This window comes from Variovorax xiamenensis, from assembly GCF_050916385.1.
Classification (GTDB): domain Bacteria; phylum Pseudomonadota; class Gammaproteobacteria; order Burkholderiales; family Burkholderiaceae_C; genus Variovorax.
In genome coordinates this window covers 2622659-2643131 of record NZ_CP139038.1, presented here as the reverse complement: position 1 = coordinate 2643131, position 20473 = coordinate 2622659, and the positions used below count along the sequence as shown (strand labels likewise).

General features: G+C 67.4%; 20 protein-coding genes and 1 pseudogene. 11 read left to right on the top strand and 10 right to left on the bottom strand.

Annotated features, from left to right (window positions below; genetic code table 11):
- Positions 1-36: 36 nt before the first annotated feature.
- Together cysE and SFB74_RS11720 are read right to left on the bottom strand one after the other, a co-directional pair.
- Positions 37-810, bottom strand: a complete 774-nt coding sequence (cysE, locus tag SFB74_RS11725) for a serine O-acetyltransferase (protein WP_432730988.1) — start codon at positions 808-810, stop codon at positions 37-39.
- A gap of 102 nt (positions 811-912) precedes the next feature.
- Positions 913-1662, bottom strand: coding sequence for an RNA methyltransferase (locus SFB74_RS11720; RefSeq protein WP_093204651.1), 750 nt, complete (start codon positions 1660-1662; stop codon positions 913-915).
- Between the two features lie 109 nt (positions 1663-1771).
- Between SFB74_RS11720 and SFB74_RS11715 the strand changes: the two genes are divergently transcribed.
- Genes SFB74_RS11715 through SFB74_RS11700 form a run of 4 tightly spaced genes read left to right on the top strand, consistent with a single transcriptional unit; the run spans position 1772 to position 6579 of the window.
- Positions 1772-2827, top strand: coding sequence for an inositol monophosphatase family protein (locus SFB74_RS11715; RefSeq protein WP_432730987.1), 1056 nt, complete (start codon positions 1772-1774; stop codon positions 2825-2827).
- Between the two features lie 2 nt (positions 2828-2829).
- Complete coding sequence (locus tag SFB74_RS11710) at positions 2830-5076, top strand: FUSC family membrane protein (protein ID WP_432730986.1); 2247 nt, start codon at positions 2830-2832, stop codon at positions 5074-5076.
- Positions 5076-6173, top strand: a complete 1098-nt coding sequence (locus SFB74_RS11705; protein ID WP_432730985.1) for a mechanosensitive ion channel family protein — start codon at positions 5076-5078, stop codon at positions 6171-6173. The genes SFB74_RS11710 and SFB74_RS11705 overlap by 1 nt, the downstream gene beginning before the upstream one ends.
- Positions 6109-6579 carry a YbaN family protein gene (locus tag SFB74_RS11700; protein ID WP_432730984.1) on the top strand — a complete coding sequence of 157 codons (471 nt, stop codon included), beginning with the start codon at positions 6109-6111 and terminating at the stop codon, positions 6577-6579. Before SFB74_RS11705 ends, SFB74_RS11700 begins: the two co-directional genes overlap by 65 nt.
- Here the strand turns inward: SFB74_RS11700 and SFB74_RS11695 are convergent.
- Complete coding sequence (locus SFB74_RS11695; protein ID WP_432730983.1) at positions 6576-7040, bottom strand: Lrp/AsnC family transcriptional regulator; 465 nt, start codon at positions 7038-7040, stop codon at positions 6576-6578. The genes SFB74_RS11700 and SFB74_RS11695 overlap by 4 nt on opposite strands.
- Before the next feature lie 106 nt (positions 7041-7146).
- On the opposite strand from SFB74_RS11695, the gene SFB74_RS11690 reads away from it, so the two are divergent.
- On the top strand, positions 7147-7767 hold the full coding sequence (locus SFB74_RS11690) for a LysE family translocator (protein ID WP_432730982.1): 621 nt from the start codon (positions 7147-7149) through the stop codon (positions 7765-7767).
- Here the strand turns inward: SFB74_RS11690 and SFB74_RS11685 are convergent.
- Genes SFB74_RS11685 through pcaQ form a run of 4 tightly spaced genes read right to left on the bottom strand, consistent with a single transcriptional unit; the run spans position 7740 to position 11530 of the window.
- Positions 7740-8993 carry a DUF418 domain-containing protein gene (locus tag SFB74_RS11685; RefSeq protein ID WP_432731923.1) on the bottom strand — a complete coding sequence of 418 codons (1254 nt, stop codon included), beginning with the start codon at positions 8991-8993 and terminating at the stop codon, positions 7740-7742. The two genes, SFB74_RS11690 and SFB74_RS11685, sit on opposite strands and share 28 nt — an antisense overlap.
- A gap of 27 nt (positions 8994-9020) precedes the next feature.
- Complete coding sequence (locus tag SFB74_RS11680; RefSeq protein WP_432730981.1) at positions 9021-9917, bottom strand: SDR family oxidoreductase; 897 nt, start codon at positions 9915-9917, stop codon at positions 9021-9023.
- Complete coding sequence (locus SFB74_RS11675; protein WP_432730980.1) at positions 9914-10519, bottom strand: TetR/AcrR family transcriptional regulator; 606 nt, start codon at positions 10517-10519, stop codon at positions 9914-9916. Before SFB74_RS11675 ends, SFB74_RS11680 begins: the two co-directional genes overlap by 4 nt.
- A gap of 54 nt (positions 10520-10573) precedes the next feature.
- Entirely contained in the window at positions 10574-11530 is a 957-nt protein-coding gene (gene pcaQ, locus SFB74_RS11670) for a pca operon transcription factor PcaQ (RefSeq protein ID WP_432731922.1), read from the bottom strand.
- Positions 11531-11660: 130 nt separating this feature from the next.
- Between pcaQ and SFB74_RS11665 the strand changes: the two genes are divergently transcribed.
- The 4 genes from SFB74_RS11665 to SFB74_RS11650 all read left to right on the top strand — a co-directional run bounded on the left by SFB74_RS11665 (position 11661) and on the right by SFB74_RS11650 (position 15862).
- Positions 11661-12680 (top strand): Bug family tripartite tricarboxylate transporter substrate binding protein, encoded by a 1020-nt coding sequence (locus SFB74_RS11665; RefSeq protein WP_432730979.1) that lies wholly within the window; start codon positions 11661-11663, stop codon positions 12678-12680.
- 172 nt (positions 12681-12852) lie between these two features.
- A complete protein-coding gene (locus SFB74_RS11660) occupies positions 12853-13830 on the top strand; it encodes a Bug family tripartite tricarboxylate transporter substrate binding protein (protein WP_432730978.1) in 978 nt (325 codons plus the stop codon).
- Positions 13831-13870: 40 nt separating this feature from the next.
- Entirely contained in the window at positions 13871-15187 is a 1317-nt protein-coding gene (locus tag SFB74_RS11655; RefSeq protein WP_432730977.1) for a sulfatase family protein, read from the top strand.
- A gap of 87 nt (positions 15188-15274) precedes the next feature.
- Entirely contained in the window at positions 15275-15862 is a 588-nt protein-coding gene (locus tag SFB74_RS11650; protein ID WP_432730976.1) for a nucleotidyltransferase family protein, read from the top strand.
- Here the strand turns inward: SFB74_RS11650 and SFB74_RS11645 are convergent.
- Entirely contained in the window at positions 15820-16632 is an 813-nt protein-coding gene (locus SFB74_RS11645; RefSeq protein ID WP_432730975.1) for a helix-turn-helix domain-containing protein, read from the bottom strand. The genes SFB74_RS11650 and SFB74_RS11645 overlap by 43 nt on opposite strands.
- A gap of 59 nt (positions 16633-16691) precedes the next feature.
- Between SFB74_RS11645 and SFB74_RS11640 the strand changes: the two genes are divergently transcribed.
- Complete coding sequence (locus SFB74_RS11640; protein ID WP_432730974.1) at positions 16692-17114, top strand: VOC family protein; 423 nt, start codon at positions 16692-16694, stop codon at positions 17112-17114.
- Here SFB74_RS11640 and SFB74_RS11635 read toward each other — a convergent pair.
- Positions 17084-17677 carry a 2'-5' RNA ligase family protein gene (locus SFB74_RS11635; RefSeq protein ID WP_432730973.1) on the bottom strand — a complete coding sequence of 198 codons (594 nt, stop codon included), beginning with the start codon at positions 17675-17677 and terminating at the stop codon, positions 17084-17086. The genes SFB74_RS11640 and SFB74_RS11635 overlap by 31 nt on opposite strands.
- A gap of 119 nt (positions 17678-17796) precedes the next feature.
- Here SFB74_RS11635 and SFB74_RS11630 point away from each other — a divergent pair.
- Positions 17797-18044, top strand: a pseudogene (locus tag SFB74_RS11630) (twin-arginine translocation pathway signal protein); the annotation flags it as partial.
- 101 nt (positions 18045-18145) lie between these two features.
- Here SFB74_RS11630 and SFB74_RS11625 read toward each other — a convergent pair.
- The gene (locus SFB74_RS11625; RefSeq protein WP_432730972.1) at positions 18146-20392 is read right to left on the bottom strand and encodes an AAA family ATPase; all 2247 of its coding nucleotides are present in this window, start codon (positions 20390-20392) and stop codon (positions 18146-18148) included.
- Positions 20393-20473: the final 81 nt, after the last annotated feature.

The window sequence follows — 20473 nt, the reverse complement described above, 5'->3', positions numbered from 1 at the left end:
CGGGCGCGGCCTTGCGGCAAGCGCCCGTCGCCCCGTTTACTTGCCGATCAGCTGCGTGAGCTTGTCGGCCTCGAAGTTCTCGTCGCGCGCCGCGTCGCCCGGCACGCAGTCCTTGCTGCCCGGCTGGGCCGACAGCTTCTCGATGGCCTGCCACAGCAGCGCGATCTGGTGCTCCTGGCCCGAGGCGTTGTCGATCAGACCGCGCAGCGCCTGGCTCAGCGGGTCGTCGTTCTGCGTGACGCCGTAGGCCGAGAAGCCCATGCGCGAGGCGGTTTCCTCGCGCCGCGCTGCCGCTTCGGCCTCGATGATGCGCGCCGGGTTGCCCACCGCCGTGGCGCCCGCGGGCACCGGCTTGGTGACCACCGCGTTCGAGCCGACCTTGGCGCCGTCGCCCACCACGAAGCCGCCGAGCACTTTGGCGCCCGCGCCCACCACCACGTTGCGCCCCAGCGTCGGATGCCGCTTGGTGCCCTTGTAGAGCGAGGTGCCGCCCAGGGTCACGCCCTGGTAGATGGTGCAGCCGTCGCCGATCTCGGCCGTCTCGCCCACGACGACGCCCATGGCGTGGTCGAAGAACACGCGCTCGCCGATCTTGGCCGCGGGGTGGATCTCGATGCCGGTCAGCCAGCGGGCCCAGTGCGCGATGAAGCGCGCGGGCCACTTGAAGCCATGGGTCCAACAGGCGTGCGCCCAGCGATGCAGCACCACGGCATGGAAGCCGGGATAGACCGTGATCACTTCCCAGGCGCTTCGGGCGGCCGGGTCGCGTTCGAGGATGCACCGGATGTCGGCGCGCAGTCTGGAGAACATCGCTGCCTTATGCCTTCTGTCTGTTGTCGTTATATCGATAGGGGCCGCGCAGTCTAAGGCCCGGGGTCTTCGCGTACGGGCGATGGGGTTTTAGTCGCTTCGTCAGGAGCCCGCGCCGCCGCGGGGCGGGCGCGTGGCGTCGCTCATGGCCTTGGCGATGCCGCGCAGGATGTGGATTTCCTCGGGCGTGGGCTGGGCGCGGTTGAAGAGCTGCCGCAGCCTGGGCATGAGCTTCTTGGGGGCCTCGGGGTCGAGGAAGCCGATTTCCACCAGCGAGCGCTCCCAGTGGTCGAGCATCCCGGTCACGGCCTGCGCGTCGGCAGCCTGCACGGGCTGGATGGCCTCGCGCACCTCGTAGCCGCCCAGCGCCAGCCGCCATTCGTAGGCGATCACCTGGATGGCCGCGCCCAGGTTGAGCGAGCCGAATTTCGGGTCGGTGGGGATGCTCAGGGCCACGTTGCAGCGGTAGACGTCCTCGTTCCGCATGCCGAAACGCTCGGAGCCGAACAGGAAGGCCACGTGCTGGTCGCCCTTTTCCCCGTCTTTCGCGAGCGGCTCCAGGTGTTCCCGGGGCGTGCGGGTGGGCGGACCGAAGTCGCGCGGGATCATGGCGGTGGCGCACATGTGGGTCACGCCGTCGAGGGCCTCGTCGAGCGTCTCGACGATGCGGGCGTTGGCCAGAACGTCCAGCGCCCCGCTCGCGCGCTGGATGGTTTCCTCGCGCCGCAGCACGTTGGCCCAGCGCGGAGCCACCAGCACCAGGTCGGAAAAGCCCATGGTCTTCATGGCGCGGGCGGCGGCGCCCACATTGCCGGCGTGACTGGTCTGGATCAGGATGAAACGGGTGCGCATGACGGGTTTGGAGACACTAACGGGCGGAGCCGGTAAAATCCCCCGATTCTCGCCGCCCGCATCGCCGGGCCGTCTCCGGGGCTCTCCCCTCCGTTCTTCCCACAATCCAATGTCGTCCCCCAACCTGCATCCCATGCTCAACGTGGCCGTCAAGGCCGCACGCGCCGCTGGCGCAATCATCAATCGTGCCGCCCTCGACGTCGAGGCCGTGCGCATTTCCCAGAAGCAGGTCAACGACTTCGTCACCGAAGTCGATCACGCCAGCGAGCAAGCGATCATCGAGACGCTGCTCGGCGCGTACCCGGGGCACGGCATCCTGGCGGAAGAATCCGGCAGCCAGTACGGCGCCAAGGACTCCGACTACGTCTGGATCATCGATCCGCTCGACGGCACCACCAACTTCATCCACGGCTTCCCGGTCTACTGCGTGTCCATCGCGCTGTCGGTGCGCGGCAAGATCGAGCAGGCCGTGGTCTACGACCCCACCCGCAACGACCTCTTCACCGCCACCAAGGGCCGCGGCGCCTACATGAACGAGCGCCGCATCCGCGTCTCGAAGCGCACCCGGCTCAACGAGTGCCTGATCTCCACCGGCTTCCCCTTCCGCACCGGCGACAACTTCAAGCAGTACCTGGCCATCATGGCGGACATGATGCCCCGCGCCGCCGGCCTGCGCCGCCCCGGCGCCGCCGCGCTCGACCTGGCCTACGTTGCGGCCGGCTTCACCGACGCCTTCTTCGAGACCGGCCTGAACCCCTGGGACGTGGCAGCGGGTTCGCTGCTGGTCACCGAGGCCGGCGGCCTGATCGGCAACTTCACGGGCGAGCCCGAGTTCATCGACCAGCGCGAATGCCTGGCCGGCGCCCCGCGCGTGTACGGCCAGCTGGTGCCGCTGCTCGCCAAGTACTCCAAGTTCGCCAACGTGGACGACAAGCTGCGCGCCAGCGACCGCGTGCGCGCCGTGTCGGCGTCCACCAAGTCGAGCGCGGCCGACGCCTCGGTCGATCTCTATGCGCGCAGCACGGTGGTCGACTTCGCTGACGACAAGGCCGAAGGCGCCGCTCCCGCCGTGGCCGCGGCTCCCGCCCCCCGCAAGCTCACGCGCGTGCGCCGCGAAGCGCCCACCAACGGGATGCCCCCCGAGGGCAACTCTTCCGCCAAGTGACGATGCTGGGGCCCAGCAACGCCGCGCCCCGGGTCCGTGCCGCTCTGCGCATCGCGCTGAGCCACTACGTCGCGAGCGGGCTCACCGTCGCGCTGGGCCTGCTGTTCATCTCGGGCGGGGTGCACCTCTGGCTGGGCACCATCGCGGCCTCCGCGGCCGCCACCGGCGTGATCGTCACCGCGCCGCCCGACCTGCCCGGCCCGCGCCGCGGCAAGTTCCTGCAGATGCTGCCGGCGCCGCTCATCGGCCTGCCGCTCTTCTTCGCGGTGCAGATGCTGCACAGCGCCCCCATCCGCCTCGGCCTCGTACTGGTGCCCGCCACCTTCATGGCCTTCCTGGCCATGGCCTGGGGCAAGCGGGGCATCCCGATCGCCATCGCGGTGATGTTCTCGATGGTGTTCTCCATGGCCACGCCGGCGCCCACCGGCATGGCCGACGCCATCGAGCGCACCTGGCATTTCGGCATCGGCGCGGGCCTCTACGTGATCTGGGCCACGCTGGCCAACCTGCTGCTCAACGGGCGCTTTCGCACCCAGTCGGTGGCCGACGTGCTGTATTCGCTGGCCGCGCTCATGCGCACCGAGGCCAGCCAGTTCCTGCCGCAGGACGAGACCCGCGACATACGCGACACGCCAGCACCCATGCTGGGCCAGCTGCTGCGCGAGCAGGCCGCGCTGGCCGACCAGCTGCAGGCCACGCGCGACATCGTGCTTGAATCGCCGCGCACCCCGCGCCGCCAGCGCCTGGCGGCCATGCTGGTGATCGTGCTCGAGATGCGCGACCAGCTGCTGGCCAGCGAGCTCGACCTCGACACCCTGCGCGCCCACCCCGCGCATGCCGAGGCGCTCATCGAGATGCGCCACGTGCTCGAGGAGCTCGCCGACGAAACCATCGCGCTGGCCGATTCGCTCCTGCTGGGCCGCCAGCCCGACGCCGTGGCCGACCGCCGCCCGCGCCTCGCGGCCATCCACGTCTCGGCCGACGACAGCACCGCCAGCGGCGGCCACATCGGCCCCACGGCCGCCATGCTCGCGCGCGGGCTGGCCAGCCGCATCGGCCACATCAACGACGAGGTGCTGCGCCTGTCGGCCATGGCGCGCGGCGACGCCGAGCCCAACCTCGCCGTGGTGCGCGCCAACTGGCAGCTCTTCGTGAGCCCCACCGACTGGTCGCTGCGCCCCTTCTTCACGCTGTGGAGCTGGGACCAGCCGCCGCTGCGCCACGCCATCCGCGCCGCGCTGGCCATCGCGGCCGGCTACGCCATCGCGGTGTCGATGCCCTGGGGCTCTCACGACTACTGGATCCTGCTGACCATCGTGGTGGTGCTGCGCGGCAGCCTCTCGCAGACGCTGGAGCGCCGCAACGCCCGCGTGGCCGGTACGCTGCTGGGCTGCGTGCTCGCGGTGGGGCTGCTGTCTGCACACCCGTCGGCGCTGGCGCTGCTGGTCATCGTGACGGTGGCGCAGGCCATCGCGCACAGCTTCGCGGTGCGGCGCTATCTCATCACCGCGGTGGCCGCCACGGTGCTCGGCCTGGTACAGGCCCACATGCTGAACGTGGGCATCGCGCCGATCTTCGCGCTCTTCGAGCGCATCGCCGACACGCTCATCGGCGCGGCGCTGGCCTGGGGCTTCTGCTACGTGCTGCCCTCGTGGGAGCGCACGCAGATCCCGGCGCTGGTGTCGCGCGTGCTCACCGCGCAGGCACGGCATGCACGGCTCGCGCTCGGCCTGGGCCAGCTCAAGGCCATCGACAGCAGCCCCGAGCTCGAATGGCGCCTTGCGCGCCGCGAGGCCTACGACAGCCTCTCGGCGCTGGTGCAGGCCACGCAGCGCTCGCTGTCGGAGCCGCGCGCGGTGCAGCCGCCGCTGGAGCCGCTGGAACACCTGCAGGCCCACAGCTACCAGCTGCTCGCGCAGCTCAGCGCAGTGAAGTCGATGCTGGTGCTGCGCCGCGACCGCCTCACGCCTGCGGAGGTCGAGGGGCCCATCGGCCGCACCGCGCAACGCATCGAGGCGGCCATCGGAACTATTCCAACCACCGGTCCCTCCCACCCCGAGAGTGCCGGTTCGACCACGGTCGGCGGCCCGATCCCCCTGCCCGACCCGTTCGACAACGACATCAGCCCCTGGCTGCTTCGCCGGCTCGACCTGGCCACGGCACTCGCCACGCAGCTGCGCGACGACGCGGCGCGCATTCTTCAACCTCTGAACGAGACAACAGAACAAGCGAAGACGACCACCGCCTGATGACCAAAGAGATACTCGCCCACCCCTGGTTCGGCACCTGGATTGCCGCACTGATCGCAGTTCCCCTCTCTCTTCTCGCCCACCGCATCGTCGGCCTCGTGCTCAGGCGGATCACCCGCCCCGCGCCGGCGCTCCATGCGCTGGTGGTCAATTGCAGGGCGCCCGCGCGGCTGGTGTTCCCGCTGGTGGCGCTCACCGTGGTGTGGCAGGGTGCGCCCGACGACCTGCGCTTCATCGGCAACGTGCGCCACCTCACCGGCCTGCTGCTCATCGCCGCGGCCACCTGGCTCACGGTGAAGGCCATCAGCGGCTTTGCCGAGGGCGTGCTGGCGCAGAACCCCTCCGACATCGCCGACAACCTGCAGGCCCGCCGCGTGCTCACGCAGACGCGCGTGCTGGCGCGCACCGCCATGTCGGTGGTCATCGTGGCCGGCGGCGCGATGATGCTCATGACCTTCCCCGGCGCGCGCCAGGTGGGCGCGAGCCTGCTGGCCTCGGCGGGCGTGATCGGCATCGTGGCCGGTCTCGCCGCCAAGCCGGTGTTCAGCAACCTCATCGCCGGCCTGCAGATCGCGCTGGCGCAGCCCATCCGCATCGACGACGTGCTGGTGGTCGAGGGCGAATGGGGCCGCGTCGAGGAAATCACCGGCACCTTCGTGGTCGTGAAGATCTGGGACGAGCGCCGGCTGATCCTGCCGCTCACCTACTTCATCGAGAAGCCTTTCCAGAACTGGACGCGGCATTCGTCGCAACTGCTGGGCGCGGTGTTCATCTACGTCGACTACGGCATGCCGCTCGCGCCGCTGCGCGCGGAGGTCGAGCGCATCGTGAAGGCCGCGCCCGAGTGGGACGGCCGCTTCTTCAACCTGCGCGTGACCGACGCCACCGAGCGCACCATGCAGATCCGCGTGCTGTGCACGGCCGCCACCTCGGGCCTGACCTTCGACCTGCGCTGCAGCGTGCGCGAGGGCCTGATCGACTTCATGCAGCGCGAGTACCCGCAGTTCCTGCCGAAGATGCGCATCTCGGCCGATGGCCTGCCCGAGCGCGAACAGCAGCCGCAGTCGCTGCCCCAACAGGGACAGGCCCCGGCCTGATCCGGCCTTGAACCCGCAGCCGCCCCCCGAACGCAAATCCGCGCTCACGCGGGCGCTGCTCTATGCCTTCGCGGTGCTGTGCCTTGTTCTGGGCCTCATCGGCGTGGTCGTGCCCGGCATGCCGACCACAGTGTTCATCCTGATGGCCGCATGGGCCGCCGCCCGCAGCTCTCCGCGGCTGCACGCATGGCTGCTGAACCACCGCCTCTTCGGCCCGTTGCTGCACAACTGGGCCAACGGCCGCACCGTGAGCCGCCGCGCCAAATGGAGCGCCACCATCACCATGGCGGCGTGCGCGGTGATCGTGTCGTTCACCGCGCACCGCGCGTGGCTGGCCGCGCTGGCCATCGGGTGCATGGCCTGCGTGCTGGCGTGGCTCTGGTCGCGGCCCTTGCCTCCGCCCTAGCGGCGTGGCGGGTCTTTCACGTCCGGCGGGGTGACGGCGCGGGCCGGAATCGGCACCGACATCACGATCGACGTGCGCGTCTCGCCCAGGTGGTTGATGCCGCTCACGAAGGCTTCGAGGTGCTCGATGTCGCGCCCGACCACCTTCAGCACGTACGAGTCCTGCCCCGTCACGTGGAAGCATTCGAGCACTTCCTTCCTGCCCTCGAGCAGCTTCAGCAGCCGCGCCTTGTCGGGCTGCGGCGTGGTGATGCCGATCAGCGCCATCACCGTGTAGCCGGCCTGGCGCGGCGGCACCACGGCGCGGTAGCCGGCGAGCACGCCGGATTCTTCCAGCCGCTTCACGCGCTCCGAGGTCGAGGGCACCGACAGGCCGACCTGCCGCGCCAGCGCGGTGAGCGAGGTGCGCGCATCGGCCTGGAGCACTTCGAGGATCTGCCAGTTCTTGCTGTCGATTTCCATGGATTTCAGGCTCCGGCGAGGGATTCGTCTTGAATTTCAGGCAAGAGGCGCATTCCGCCTGAGCTTCGCCATTTTCTTCAGCCGACGAGGTAAAGACAATTTACAAATGGACTCTACCCTCTTCCTCAAGGCCCTCGTCATCGGCCTCTCCATCGCAGCGCCCGTCGGCCCCATCGGCCTGCTCTGCATCCAGCGCACCCTCGCGCACGGCCGCGCCATCGGCTTCCTCAGCGGGCTGGGCGCCGCGCTGGCCGACGCCTGCTACGGCGCCGTCGGCGCGCTGGGCGTATCGGCCGTCATCGCGTCGATGGTGGCGGCACGGGTGCCGCTGGCGCTGGCCGGAGCGGCCTTCCTCGCATGGATGGGCTTTCAGCTGCTTCGCGCACCGGTCGCCACGCAGGCCCGCCAGGCGGCGGACGCCACCACGCCGCTGAAGGCCACGCTGTCGGTCTTCCTGCTGACGCTGGCGAACCCGATGACGATCCTTTCCTTCGTCGCGGTGTTCGCCTCCATCTCCACGGGCCATGCCACCGGCGGCAGCCAGGCGGTGACGATGGTGCTCGGCGTGTTCCTGGGTTCCGCGCTGTGGTGGCTGGGGCTGTCGACGATGGTGTCGTCGGTGCGGCACAAGCTCAGCGCAAAGACGATGCAGTCGATCAACCGGCTCTCGGGCGTGATCCTGCTGGCCTTTGCGGTGTATCAGCTGTCGACACTGCTGCCGCGCTGAGCCGGCGCCATGGGCTTGCGGCGCATCGGCGGAAGCTCCAGGTTCGTGAAGGCACGCAGCAGCCATTCGACCGGCCCATAGACGAAGCGGCCCAGCCACCAGCGGCTCAGCACGAGCTGCGCCGCGAAGATGACGAAGGCGATGCCCGTTGCGGCCAGCGGGCCCACGGTGCCGATCCAGCGCAGACCGTAGGCCAGGAAGAGCCATGCGCAGATGAGCGACTGCAGCAGGTAGTTGGTCAGTGCCATGCGTCCCGCTGGCGCCAGCACGCCTTCGAGCACCCGGCCGCGCGGCGTCATCATGAGCAGCACCATGCCGGCCGCATAGGCTGCGGTGAGGAAAGGCGCCGTCAGCAGCGTGGCTGCAAGCCCGTAGAGTTCCTTGACCGCGTTGTCCAGGCGGATCGACGGGAAGGCATATACCGCAGCACCCGGCAGACCGATGACCAGCCCCCACAGCAGCAGACGCCGGAACAGCGGCCGGTACGCATCGGCATTCACGAACAGCTCGCGCCGCCCGGCGATGAAGCCCGCGAAGAACATCGCCAGCGCGGTGGGCGCCTGCACCAGCCCGGTGATCCACCAGATCTGCGACAGCTCGCGCAGATGCTGCACGATCACGGTGAAGGGCGTGCCGCGATACGCCGCCAGCGCCGCTACGGCATCCGCGTAGGCGGTGCGCGTGTCGTTCGGCACGCCGGCCTTCGTCAGCAGGAAGCCGATGGCCGCCCACAGCAGCGAGGTGAGCAGCACCAGCCCGATGGCGCAGCGCGCCATGAACACATCGCCGCGCCGCCGCAGCACCAGCAGCACCGCGCCCAGCACCGCGTAGGTGGTGAGGATGTCGCCGTGGTACAGCACCACGGCATGCACCAGCCCCAGCACCCACAGCCCAACCAGCCGACGCCCCATGCGCGGCGCGAAAGCCTTTCCGTCGCGCTCGGCCGACTGCATCTGCAGCGTGAAGCTGTAGCCGAAGAGGAACGAGAACAGCAGGTAGAACTTGGTCTCGAAGACCAGCGTGCGCACCAGCAGCGCCGCGCGTTCGAGCACCGACTGCGCCATCGGGTCGGGTATGCCCAGGCCGTAGTAGGTCGAGGAGAAGCTCGCGATGTTCACCACGAGGATGCCCAGCAGCGCGAAGCCACGCAAGGCATCGACCAGCGACTGGCGCTCTCGGCTTCGCGCGGCCCCGGGCTGCGCCGGGAGATTGGGTAGCGACGACATGTGTTCTTTCTGCATGCCCTGCATGCTTCAGGCGGCGGTCAGGCCGCCGTCGATGACGAGCTCGCTGCCGGTCACGTAGCGCGACTCGTCGCTGGCGAGATAGAGGATGGCGTTGGCAACGTCGAGCACCGTGCCCGCATGGCCGAGCGGCACCGCGCTGCGCCCCGCCGCGCCGAGTACCGCGCGGCGCCAGAGCCTTTTCAGGCTGCACGCCACGCCGCCACCCGGCTGCTCAGGCTGCTGCTGCGCGCGGGCATTCGTGCTCCAGATCGGCGTATCGATGACGCCCGGGTGCAGCGAGTTGACCCGCACACCGTTGCGAGCGCGGGCGCACTCCAGCGCCACCGACTTGGAGAGCATGCGCACGCCGCCCTTGCTGGCCGAATAGGCCGACAGCCCCGCATTGCCGACCAGGCCGGCCGTCGACGACATGTTGACGACGGAGCCGCCGCCCGACCTCGACATCAGCGGCACGCCGTGCTTCAGGCCCAGGAACACGCCGTCGAGGTTCACCGCGAGCTGGCGGCGCCAGTCTTCCACGCTCATCTCGAAAGTGCTGCCCGCGAGCGCGATGCCGGCGTTGTTCACGAGCACGTGCAATGCGCCATGGGCGGCGATGACCACGTCGATCACCTCCTTCCAGGCGGACTCGCTGCTCACGTCGTGCGCGACGAACATGGCGCGCCCACCGGTGGCGCGCGCAAGGCCGGCGGTTTCCTCGCCGCCCTTCCCGTCGACGTCGGTGGCGACCACGGTCGCGCCCTCGGCGGCCAGCCGCAGCACCGCCGCGCGCCCGATGCCCGACGCCGCGCCCGTCACCAGCGCCACCTTGCCGAACACGCGGCCGCTGGCGCGGTCCCACGCGGGGCGCTGCGCCGGTGCATACGCGTGCACCGATGCGGGCGCGGACACGAAGGCGCTCATCGGGCGCCTCCGGCCTTCAGGAAGCGGCTCACGATGAGCCGCAGCATCGGCGCCTCGCGCTGCGGGTCGAAGCCCGCATCCATGGCGAGGCGCGAGAACACGCCGTCGATCAGCGCGACGATCCAGCTCGCGGCCTGCTCGGGGTCGAGGCTTGCATCGACCTGCCCGCTCGCCATGGCGCCGCGCAGCAGCCTGGTGATGTCGGCGCGGGTCTGCGCGTCGCCGGCTGCCATCTGCGTGTTGATGGCCGGGTTGCGCGTGGCCTCGGCGGCGATTTCGAGCGCCAGCCGGGCATAGGTCTTGTCGGCCGCAAAGGCCATGACCGCGTCGAGGAAGTCGAGCAGCGCCTCCAGCAGGTCGGAAGACTCGTCGAGCGCGGCGAAGTACGCAGCGGTGTCGGCGCGCTCCTCTTCGACGATGGCCTCGACGATGGCGCTCTTGCTTTCGAAGTAATGAAAGAGATTGCCGGGGCTCATGCCGGCCTCGGCGCAGATCTCGGCAGTAGTGGTGGCGTGGAAGCCGCGCCGGGCGAAGCAGTTGCCGGCCGCCTCCATGATCTGGCGGCGCTTGGCCTGCTGGCGTTCGGGGTCGATCTTTCTCATGGCGCTGACTTGGGGTGTTCGGTCATGCGCCAATTATTAGACTAACTAGTCGATCTATTTATTAAGAACCCCTGAAGCCTTCGGGGCAAGCCGGCTCTTGCGCGTGGTCACCACCTCGCGAATCGCCTCGATCAGCAGCCGCGCGCCCTCGCCCGGCGCGTCGCTGCGCCGCACGGTGAGCCCCACCGGCCCCTCTGTGCTCGTGGTGTCGATGGCCAGCCGCTTGAGCTCTCCCCGCTCGATCAGCCCTTCGACCGCCCCCTGCGGCGCGAACCACACGGCATCGGAGCGCTGAAGCAGCCCCAGCACGAAGCTGGTGTCGGTGGCCTCCACCAGCCTGCCTGGCAGCGCCATGCCCTGCGCGATGAGGAATGCATCGGCCGTGTGCCGTATCAGCGTGCCCGACACCGGCAGCACCAGCGGATGACCCGCCAGCGCATCGAGCGGCGGCTTGCGCCGCGCCGCCAGCGGATGCCCCGGCCGCGCCACAAGAAGCAGCGGCTCGCTGTAGAGCTGCTCGAAGGCCAGGTCGGCCATGGCCGAGGCCTGCGCGAGACGGCCGAGCACGAGGTCGATTTCGCCCTGGCGCAGCTGCGTCATCAACTGCGCGTTGGTGCCGCTCACCACGCGCACCCGCAGCGCCGGGTGCGAGGCGTGCAGCGCGACGACCACCTCCGGCAGCAGGTTGGCCACCATGTTCGGCAGCGCCCCGACGGCCACGCGAAGCTGGTCGGCCTCGGGCTGGTCCATGGCCAGGCCCATCCCTTCTCGCAACCCGCGCAGCGCCGAAACCGCGTGGCGCACCAGCACCTCGGCCGTCGGCGTGAGCTCCACGCCCCGGCGGCGCCGCAGCAGCAGCTGGCGACCGACGATCTCTTCCAGCTCGGCGACCGTCTTGGAGACGGCCGGCTGCGTGAGCGACAGCGCCTTGGCGGCGCGCACGAGGTTCCGCTCCTGCGCCACCATCACGAGGCATTGCAGATGGCGCATCTTCAGGCGCGCAAAGTTCATGGCTGACACGGCGTTTCCTTGGGAGAGTGGCAGCTTCAATATAACCAGCCGGAATAGCTGGCAGAAGAGCTTTCAGTTGTGCCGCCCCCGTCAGGCACCTAGAGTCGGCCGGATAACGGAGACAGACGACATGACGACCACCGGTTCGCCCAGCACCTTCTTCGGCGGCACCCGCCGCCGCCTCGCCATTGCCGCAGCCTGCGCGGCGCTCGCCCTTGGGGCCGGAGCCACCGCCACCAGCGCCTTCGCGGCCGATGCGCCCTACCCCACCAAGCCGGTGAAGTTCCTCACCAACTTCCCGGCGGGCGGCCCCATCGACATCCTCGCCCGCGCGCTGGGCGACGCGCTGCAGAAAGACCTGAAGCAGCCCTTCATCGTCGACAACCGGCCCGGCGCGGGCGGCAACATCGGCGCCGACTTCGTCGCCAAGGCCCCAGCCGACGGCTACACGGTGCTGATGGGCATCGACAGCACCTTCACCATCAACCCGCACCTGTACGCCTCGATGCCCTTCGCGGTCAAGGACCTGAAGCCGCTGATGATCTTCAGCTCCTCGGGCCTGGCCTTCGGCGTGGCGCAGGGCGTGAAGGCCAAGACGCTGCCCGAGTTCATTACCCAGGCCAAGGCCGAGCCCGCCACCTTCAGCTCGGCCGGCAACGGCAGCCCCGGCCACATCGCCGCCGAGATCTTTGCCAGCGAGACGGGCGCGAAGATCACGCATGTGCCCTACAAGGGCAACGCGCCGGCCGTGCTGGCGCTGATGGGCGACGAGGTGCAGGCCGGCATCCTGGCCACGCCGGGCCTGCTGCCTCAGATCCAGTCAGGCAAGCTGCGCGCGCTGGCTGTTACCGGCAAGCAACGCTCGCCGCTGCTGCCGCAGGTGCCCACCGTGGGCGAGCTGGGGCTGAAGGGCCTGGAATTCGAGGTGCTCTACCTCGCCATGGTGCCCGCCGCCACGCCCGAGCCGGTGATGCAGACGCTGCGCGCCTCGCTGCAGAAGGCGCTGGCGCTGCCCGAGATCAAGTCGCGCCTTTCCTCGCTGGACATGGTGCCGCTCGGCGAAACCGGCAGCGCCGCCAGCGAGCACCTGGCCGCCAGCCAGGCGCGCTACGGGCGCATCGTCAAGGCCACGGGCATGAAGGTCGACTGAGCAGGCAGGAAGAGAGCAAAGGGTAAGTCCGGGTAATGGTTGATTTGAACAATCGAGCGCCGCGTCTACAGAATCGTCCGCAACTGCGGATCTCGCGGCCACACTGGCGTGCCATCGCCTGAACGACGAAGACAAGGACTTGCTCACCATGCTGCCGACCCAATCCCTCTCCATGACCCGCCGCCTCGCCGGCATGCTGGCCATTGCCGGCCTCGCGACGGCTTTCGCCACCCATGCGGTCGCCCAGCAACAACCGGTCAAGTTCGACACCCCGCTGCGCATCGTGGTCGGCTACGCCCCCGGCGGCGCCACCGACCGCGTGGCGCGCATCGTGGGCGACAAGCTCACCTCGCGCCTGGGCGTGCCCGTGGTGGTCGACAACAAGCCCGGCGCCGGCGGCCGCCTTGCCGCGCAGCAGGTGAAGACCACGCCCGCCAGCCAGAACGTGCTGATGCTCGCCAACCCCGCCGTGATGGTGGTGGCGCCGCTGGTCTTCAAGGACAACAACTACGACCCCGACCACGACTTCGTGCCTGTGTCGCACGTCAACGACTACAACTTCGCGCTAGCCGTGTCGCCCACCCTGCCCGTGCGCGAGCTGAACCACCTGCTCGCCTGGATGCGCGCCAACCCCGCGCAGGCCAACGTGGGCGTGCCCGCCACCGGCAGCCTGCCGCACTTTTTCGGCCTCATGGTGGGCGAGAAGGCCAAGGTGCAGACCCAGGTGATCGGCTACCGCGGCTCGGCCCCGCTGCTCAACGACCTGATCGGCGGGCAGATTCCCATCGCGGTGGACACCGAAGACGTGGTCGTGCCGCAGCACACCGCGGGCAAGGCGCGCATCCTCGCGATCTCGGGCACCAAGCGCTCGCCCTTCGCACCCGACGTGCCCACCTTCAAGGAAGCCGGCCTCGACCTCGCCGCCACCGGCTGGAACACCTTCTTCGCCCCGGCCAGCATGCCCAAGGAGAAGGTCGAGCGCCTGGCCACCGTCATCCGCGAAGTCATGCAGGACGCGGACACGCAGCGCAAGTTCAAGGACTCGGGCATGACGCCCGTGGTGAGCACGCAGGCGCAGACCGCCGCGATGCTCAAGGCCTACCGCACGCAATGGGCACCGGTGGTGCAGAAGTCGGGCTACCAGCCCTGACCCATTCCTTCAGAGTTCAGAGAAAAGACCAAAGAGACACATGGCAAGACCCAACATCATCTTCATCGTGGCCGACGACCTCGGCTATGCCGACCTCGGCTGCTACGGCGGCCGCGACGCTGTGTTCGGCCCCGTCTCGCCGGTGCTCGACGGCCTTGCCGCCAACGGCCTGAAGCTCACCCAGGGCTACTCGAACTCGCCCGTGTGCTCGCCCACGCGCTTCGGCATGATCACCGGCCGCTACCAGTACCGCCTGCGCGGCGCGGCCGAGGAGCCCATCAACAGCAAGAGCCGCGGCAGCACCACCCTCGGCCTGCCCACCGACCACCCCACCCTGCCCTCGCTGCTGAAGGCCAGCGGCTACCAGACCGCCCTCATCGGCAAGTGGCACCTGGGCTACCCGCCCACCTTCGGCCCGCTGCGCTCGGGGTACGACGAGTTCTTCGGCCCCATGTCGGGCGGCGTCGACTACTTCACGCATTGCGACTCCACCGGTCGCCACGACCTGTGGTTCGGCGAGGAAGACAGGCAGGAAGAGGGCTACCTCACCGACATCCTTTCGAAGCGCGCGGTCGACTACGTGGAGCGCATGGCAAAGCAGGACGCCCCCTTCTTCCTGAGCCTGCACTACACCGCCCCGCACTGGCCGTGGGAAACCCGCGACGACGCAGCCAAGGCCCCGAGCATCAAGGACAACCTGTTCGACCTGGCCGGCGGCAACATCAACGTGTATCGCCGCATGATCCATCACATGGACGAAGGCATCGGCTGGATCATGGCCGCGCTCGAGAAGCACGGCATGGCCGACAACACCCTGGTGGTGTTCACCAGCGACAACGGCGGCGAACGCTTCTCCGACAACTGGCCGCTGGTCGGCGGCAAGATGGACCTGACCGAAGGCGGCATCCGCGTGCCATGGATCGCGCACTGGCCCGCCGTGATCGGCAAGGGCGGCGAAAGCACCCAGCTGTGCATGACCATGGACTGGTCGGCCACCATGCTCGATGCAGCCGGCGTGGCCGCGCACCCCGACTACCCGCTCGACGGCGTCTCGCTGATGCCCGTGCTCAAGGACGCGTCGAAGAGCTTCCGCCGCCCGCTGCACTGGCGCATGAACCATCGCGGGCAGGAAGCCATGCGCGACGGCGACTGGAAGTACCTGAAGGTCGACGGCAACGAGTACCTGTTCAACATTCCCGGCGACGAACGCGAGCGGGCGAATCTGGCGAAGAAGGAGCCGCAGAGGCTGGCTGCGATGCGGGCGGATTGGCAGGCCTGGAATGCGACCATGCCGGCGATTCCTGAGGACGCGACTGTGAGCCTTGGCTATTCGGTGAAGGACATGCCGCAGAGGTGATCGGCGACGGCAGCAGGGCTACTACCATCCTGCCCTTCCGTCAGAGACGCCGGGCGGCGTCTCTGCGGCGAGGGAAACTGGATCTGCATGCCGACACCATCAACGAATAAAATGGAGGAGCGCCTTCGCGAACTTGCGCGACGCTCCTCATGGCTTGCACCCGCCCTGCGCGCGGTGCGTGACCAAGGTCTGGCCTCATGGTGCATCGGGGCCGGTGCGGTCCGCAATCTGGTGTGGGACGCCTTGCACGGCTACTCGACACCCACGCACCTGCCGGATGTCGATGTTGCGTACTTCGACGCAACAGACCTGAGTCCCGAGCGCGACGCGGAGATTCAAACTCGCCTGTGCTCCGCCCTGCCCGGCGCGCCTTGGGAAGTCACCAACCAGGCGGCGGTGCATCACTGGTTCGAAGGGCACTTCGGGCACGCTGTAGAGCCGCTGCGTTCGCTGCACGATGCGGTGGCGTCATGGCCTGAATACGCCACCTGTGTCGGGCTGGCTCTCAATGAAGACGATTCGATCAGCGTCATCGCGCCCCACGGCCTCGACGACCTGTTCGGCTGCATCGTGCGCCGGAACCCCACGCGCGTGAGCCTGGCCACCTACCGGCAACGCGTGGAACAGAAAAACTACGCCGCCCGCTGGCCGAAAGTCAAAGTGCTGGAAGCCTGATCGCGCGGCAACGCCGATGGCGGGCGCCCCGCCAGACGCCGGCTTTCGCGCGCCAGATGCGGCTGATCGGCATAGCCAGCCTCGGCGGCCAGATGGGCCAACGACGTCGATAGCTCCGCACGCGCCAGCTGCAGAAAGCGCTGGTAGCGCAGCACGCGTGCCAGCGTCTGCGGGCCATAGCCGAAGTGCTTCACGAAACGGCGACGCAGCGTGCGCTCGGGCTGCTGCAGGCGCTCGGAGAGCCAGCGCAGCGGCGAGTCTTCAGGGGCCATGCCGGACTGCAGCAAGCGGAAGGCTTCGGCCATTGCGGCATCGGGCGTGAGATTGGCGGCTGGCTGTGGCCGCGCAGCCACCTTGTGCACGAACTGGGCGGACGAATCCGCGGCGAAACATGCCGCCGCACGCGCACCCCACAGATCGCGCAGCGCAACGCGGCGATCCGCGAGCGCGCTCATGTCGATGCCCAGCCACGCGGCCGCCGCACCGGGATGGAAGCGCAGGCCCAGCACCCGCGTGCCGGGCCGCAGCGCTTCGGCATGCGGTTGTCGGTCGGGGCCGGCCACGCGCACCACGCCATCGATCCACTGCAGGTCGATCGAGCCATCGGGCACCACCAGCAGCGGCAGCGTGCCGGCGGCATCAGCGGGCAGCACATGCATCCACTGGCAGGCAAAGATGCCGCGCAAGGAAGGCGGCACCGGGGCTTCGGCATAGCGGCCGACCTCCTGCGCGAGCGGTGGCGTGGCCGTTTTGTTCAAGTCGGCGGACATGGCGTGGAGCAATCTCGGGGCTTCCATTGAACAACAACTGCGAAGCAGGAGCCTCCCGCATGAAAGCCCGTATTTCCGTTCTCACCATCTGCGTAGACGACCTGGAGCGCGCGCTGCGCTTCTACCGCGACGGCCTGGGCCTGGCGACGCCGGGCGTCATCGGCCAGGAATTCGAACACGGCGCGGTCGCCTTCTTCGACCTGCAGCCCGGCCTGAAGCTGGCGCTGTGGCCGCGCGACAGCCTGGCGCACGACAGCGGCATCGCACGCCGCGGCAGCGCCTCGCCCGACTTCACCATCGGCCACAACCTGCACAGCGAAGCCGAAGTGCAGGCCACCATGGCGCAGGCCGAGGCCGCCGGCGCGACCATCGTGAAGCCGGCGCAGAAGACCTTCTGGGGCGGCTTTGCGGGCTACTTCCAGGACCTGGACGGGCATCTGTGGGAAGTGGTCTACAACCCGGCCTTCCTGCCGGAAGACTGAAGCGGATAGGACGCCAGCACCTCGTGCCACACGGGCCGCGTCTTCAGCCACGAACGCACGAACTGAAACTCGCGCACCGGCCAGCGAACAGGCGGCATGGTAGGCGCGGCGGCCCCCGATGCCTTGCGAGCGATGGTGATGTGCGGCGACCAGTCATCGTGGCGGCCCGACAGCCACGGCGCGAGCTGACGCACCACGGCCAGATGCAACCGGTCGAGCGCGGCGTTCGGCTGCGGGCGCACGATGGCGATGCCGTTGTGGGCCCAGACGCCGGACCAGTCCAGCAGCAGCTCGAAGTCTTCTTCCATGCGCAACTCGCCCAACGCCTGGCGGATGCCTTCGACGGCGGCATCGCCCTGCGGCGAGATGTGGCACAGCGTCATGTGCAACCGGTGCGGCTTCGGCAAGCTGGGCTTGGGTTGCTTGCGCCAGACCCACTGTGCGCGGTGCTCGGCGATGGCGGCCTGCACTGCCTCGTCGGGCTTGAGCCAGGCGTAGAGCATTGGCATTTCCAGTCGCGCGCGGCGCGCGGCATCGGCGGGGGTGAAGGGCTCGATGTCCATGGTGTGTGGCATTGGACACCAAGGGGCGGCGGCATGCTCGCCCGCACCTCATTCCCCAGGAGGGCCATGTACCGTCGCCAGTTCCTTCACTGCGCCGGCACCACCGCTGCGGCGACTCTTGGCGCGGCCACTGCTTTCAGGAAGCCATGCGCAACGACGATTGGAAGTATCTGCAGGTGGACGGGAGCGAGTACCTGTTCAACATCTCGGCGATGAACGCGAGCAGACGAATCCGGCGAAGAAGGAGCCGGAGAGGCTTGCTGCGATGCGGGCGGATTGGCAGGCCTAGAGTGCGACTATGCCGCCTATTCCGGAGGATTCGACTGTGAGTCTTGGGTATTCGGCGAAGGATATGCCGCAGAGGTGAGGGGCGGCAGCAAAGGCTGTTGCCGTAGAAAGCGCGCGCATGCGCTCGAAAACGCAGGGCCCGAACCCGAAGGCCTGCATCGGCGACATGATTGAGCCGTCTCAAAGGGCGGATCTAAGCGCTTCAAAGTGCAATGGGTCTTGCACTTCGATGAGAGAGATCAGATCATCCACCGCAGCCTCGATGTCGCAGATCAGGTCGGTATTCGAGGCAATGCGTTCGATGTTGTTGGCGTGTGAGAAGTAGTGCAGAACCTTCAATATGCGTTTGGACTTCTCCAGGCCAAACAGCCTCTCGGCGCGTTGGTCCACCGTTCCGTTGACCGAATCAGGATATTTCGCGTAGGTGTAGAGCTCTACGAAGCGACGTACCGCATTGGGAATGTGCATCAGCACCTTGTAGTCGGACTTGTCTGTGGCGTTACTGAAATCATCTAGCACCGAAAAGAGGAAGTGATATTCCGAGGAGTACTTGGACATCGAATCCGGCATATTCCCGAAAGTCGATGCGGTTGGCGAGACTCGCTTGATCAAGTAATTTGAGGTCTTCTTCGCGCTCACCGGCAGCTCGCGGAGAAGTCCGAAGAATTCGAAGTTGTGCGTGGAAAAAAAGACCTGCTGGCACTTCGTCTTCCACTCTCCTCCCGGCCCTCCGGCCTGCTCAAAGAAGATCTCACGAACGATTGCGGCAACCTGGAAGATGTGATTGCTGTCAAGGCTAGAGATCGGATCATCGATATAGACGATCGCCTTGTCGAAGTCCTTGAGTTCCTTGAGTTTTGTTAGGAAGAACGAGAAGGCAATGGCCGTCTTCTCGCCTTCGCTTAGATGCTTAGCGATGCTGCCGTCACGTCGCACCAGTTGGAATCGCTCCTCGCCCGCAATCTTCAGCACCTTGATCTGCACGCTGTCCGAGCCAAGGAGGTTCTCGATGCGCTGGTTGATTTCCTCGCGGCCTTTTTGCGATTGGCTGATCGTGGCTTCCAGATCGATCCTCTGCTTTTCGACCGAGTCTCCACATGCTTTCAGCTTCTGCACTCGCGTGCCATATCGTTTTTGTTTCCCCGCACGTCCGTCCAGATCCTCGCGCTCATAAAAGGCTTGGGCATGATGAAGCTTGGCACGCTTGATCGCCTCGAGCTTCTCCTGCTTGAAGTGCTGAGCCACTTGATTGTGCTCGCCGATCACCTTGTCCAAGGCCACTCCCGCTTTGATCCAGGTGTTCACTGCAGTCTCGTCAAGGGTCGCAATCTCTCGGGCGGCGAAGGGCGCCGCGATTTTCTCTCGCACCTCTCCTTCCAACTCGGCTACGAGCTTGTCATGCGCTTCGCCCGCTGCTTGCGCAGTGTCAGCTGCTGCCGTATAGCGATCTCGAAACTGCGCATTCACCGTCAGCGCGCTCGCTGGAGCGAATGCCAGCTGGGCCTGGGAAACACGTTCGAGGAGCATTTCAAGCTTGTCCTTGAAGTCAGCCTGATCCTTTGAAAAGTGCTCGTGGAGTTCCTCCAACCGCTCCGCGCTCAGAGAGTTTCCGCAGAATTCGCAAATCTCCTTGTGCTCATGCAACGGAAGTCCGATCTCAATCCAACGCGCGACCGCGGTGTTTTGAGTGAGGTATCCGATCACATGCACCATCTCTGGCTTCTGCGCGAGCAGCTTACGGGCGTCGTTCCAGACGTCAGGCAACGAGCTCTGGGCGTCCAACTTGTCAATCGGCGGCAACGCGTCTTGCTCCGACGTTCGAGCAAGCTTCGTGTCAGCCTCGAGTTGCTCGTCGGACAACTTACAGTCCACGCCGATCGCGACGGTGGTCAGATCCTTCTCGAGCTGTGTCGCTGTGTAGATCTCGGTGAGCTGCAGGGCATCTTTGGTGGCGCCCGCCGCCTTCTTCTTAAGGTCACCAAGGGCCTTCTCGGCCGCAGTCGCCTTGTTCTCCTGCTTTGCAAAGGCCTGATTGATCCGTTTCCGCAGGTCGGTCAGTTCAGCAATCTTCTTTTGAGCCTCCTCGGACTCAGCCCCCAGAAGCAGGATGGGACGCGCCGTGGAGCCCCCGAAGTTCAGGTTTTCATGAATGAAATCCGAGTTGAAGACACGCACAAGGTGGTCGCAGGTCTTGGCGTTGCCCTCGTTGACATATCCAGTGTCTGTGTCGACGACGAAGCTGTAGCCGCCAAGATCCGGCGGATAGTCGCCGCGCTCCAAGTGGGAGAACACGCGCGAGAGGGTCGTCTTTCCCGAGTAGTTCCATCCGTAGATGATGTTTTTGACGCCGAATTCAGCAGCCCCGGCGGGGGGAGCGTAATCGCCAAACACTCCCAGCCCCTTAATCCTCTTGATGCTCTTGAGCACTTCATGGCCTCCATGTTAGTAAGGGGCGGCGCGCTTAGTAGTCTCTTGGCCCCAGGACATTCGTTACGCTCCCCGGCTCAA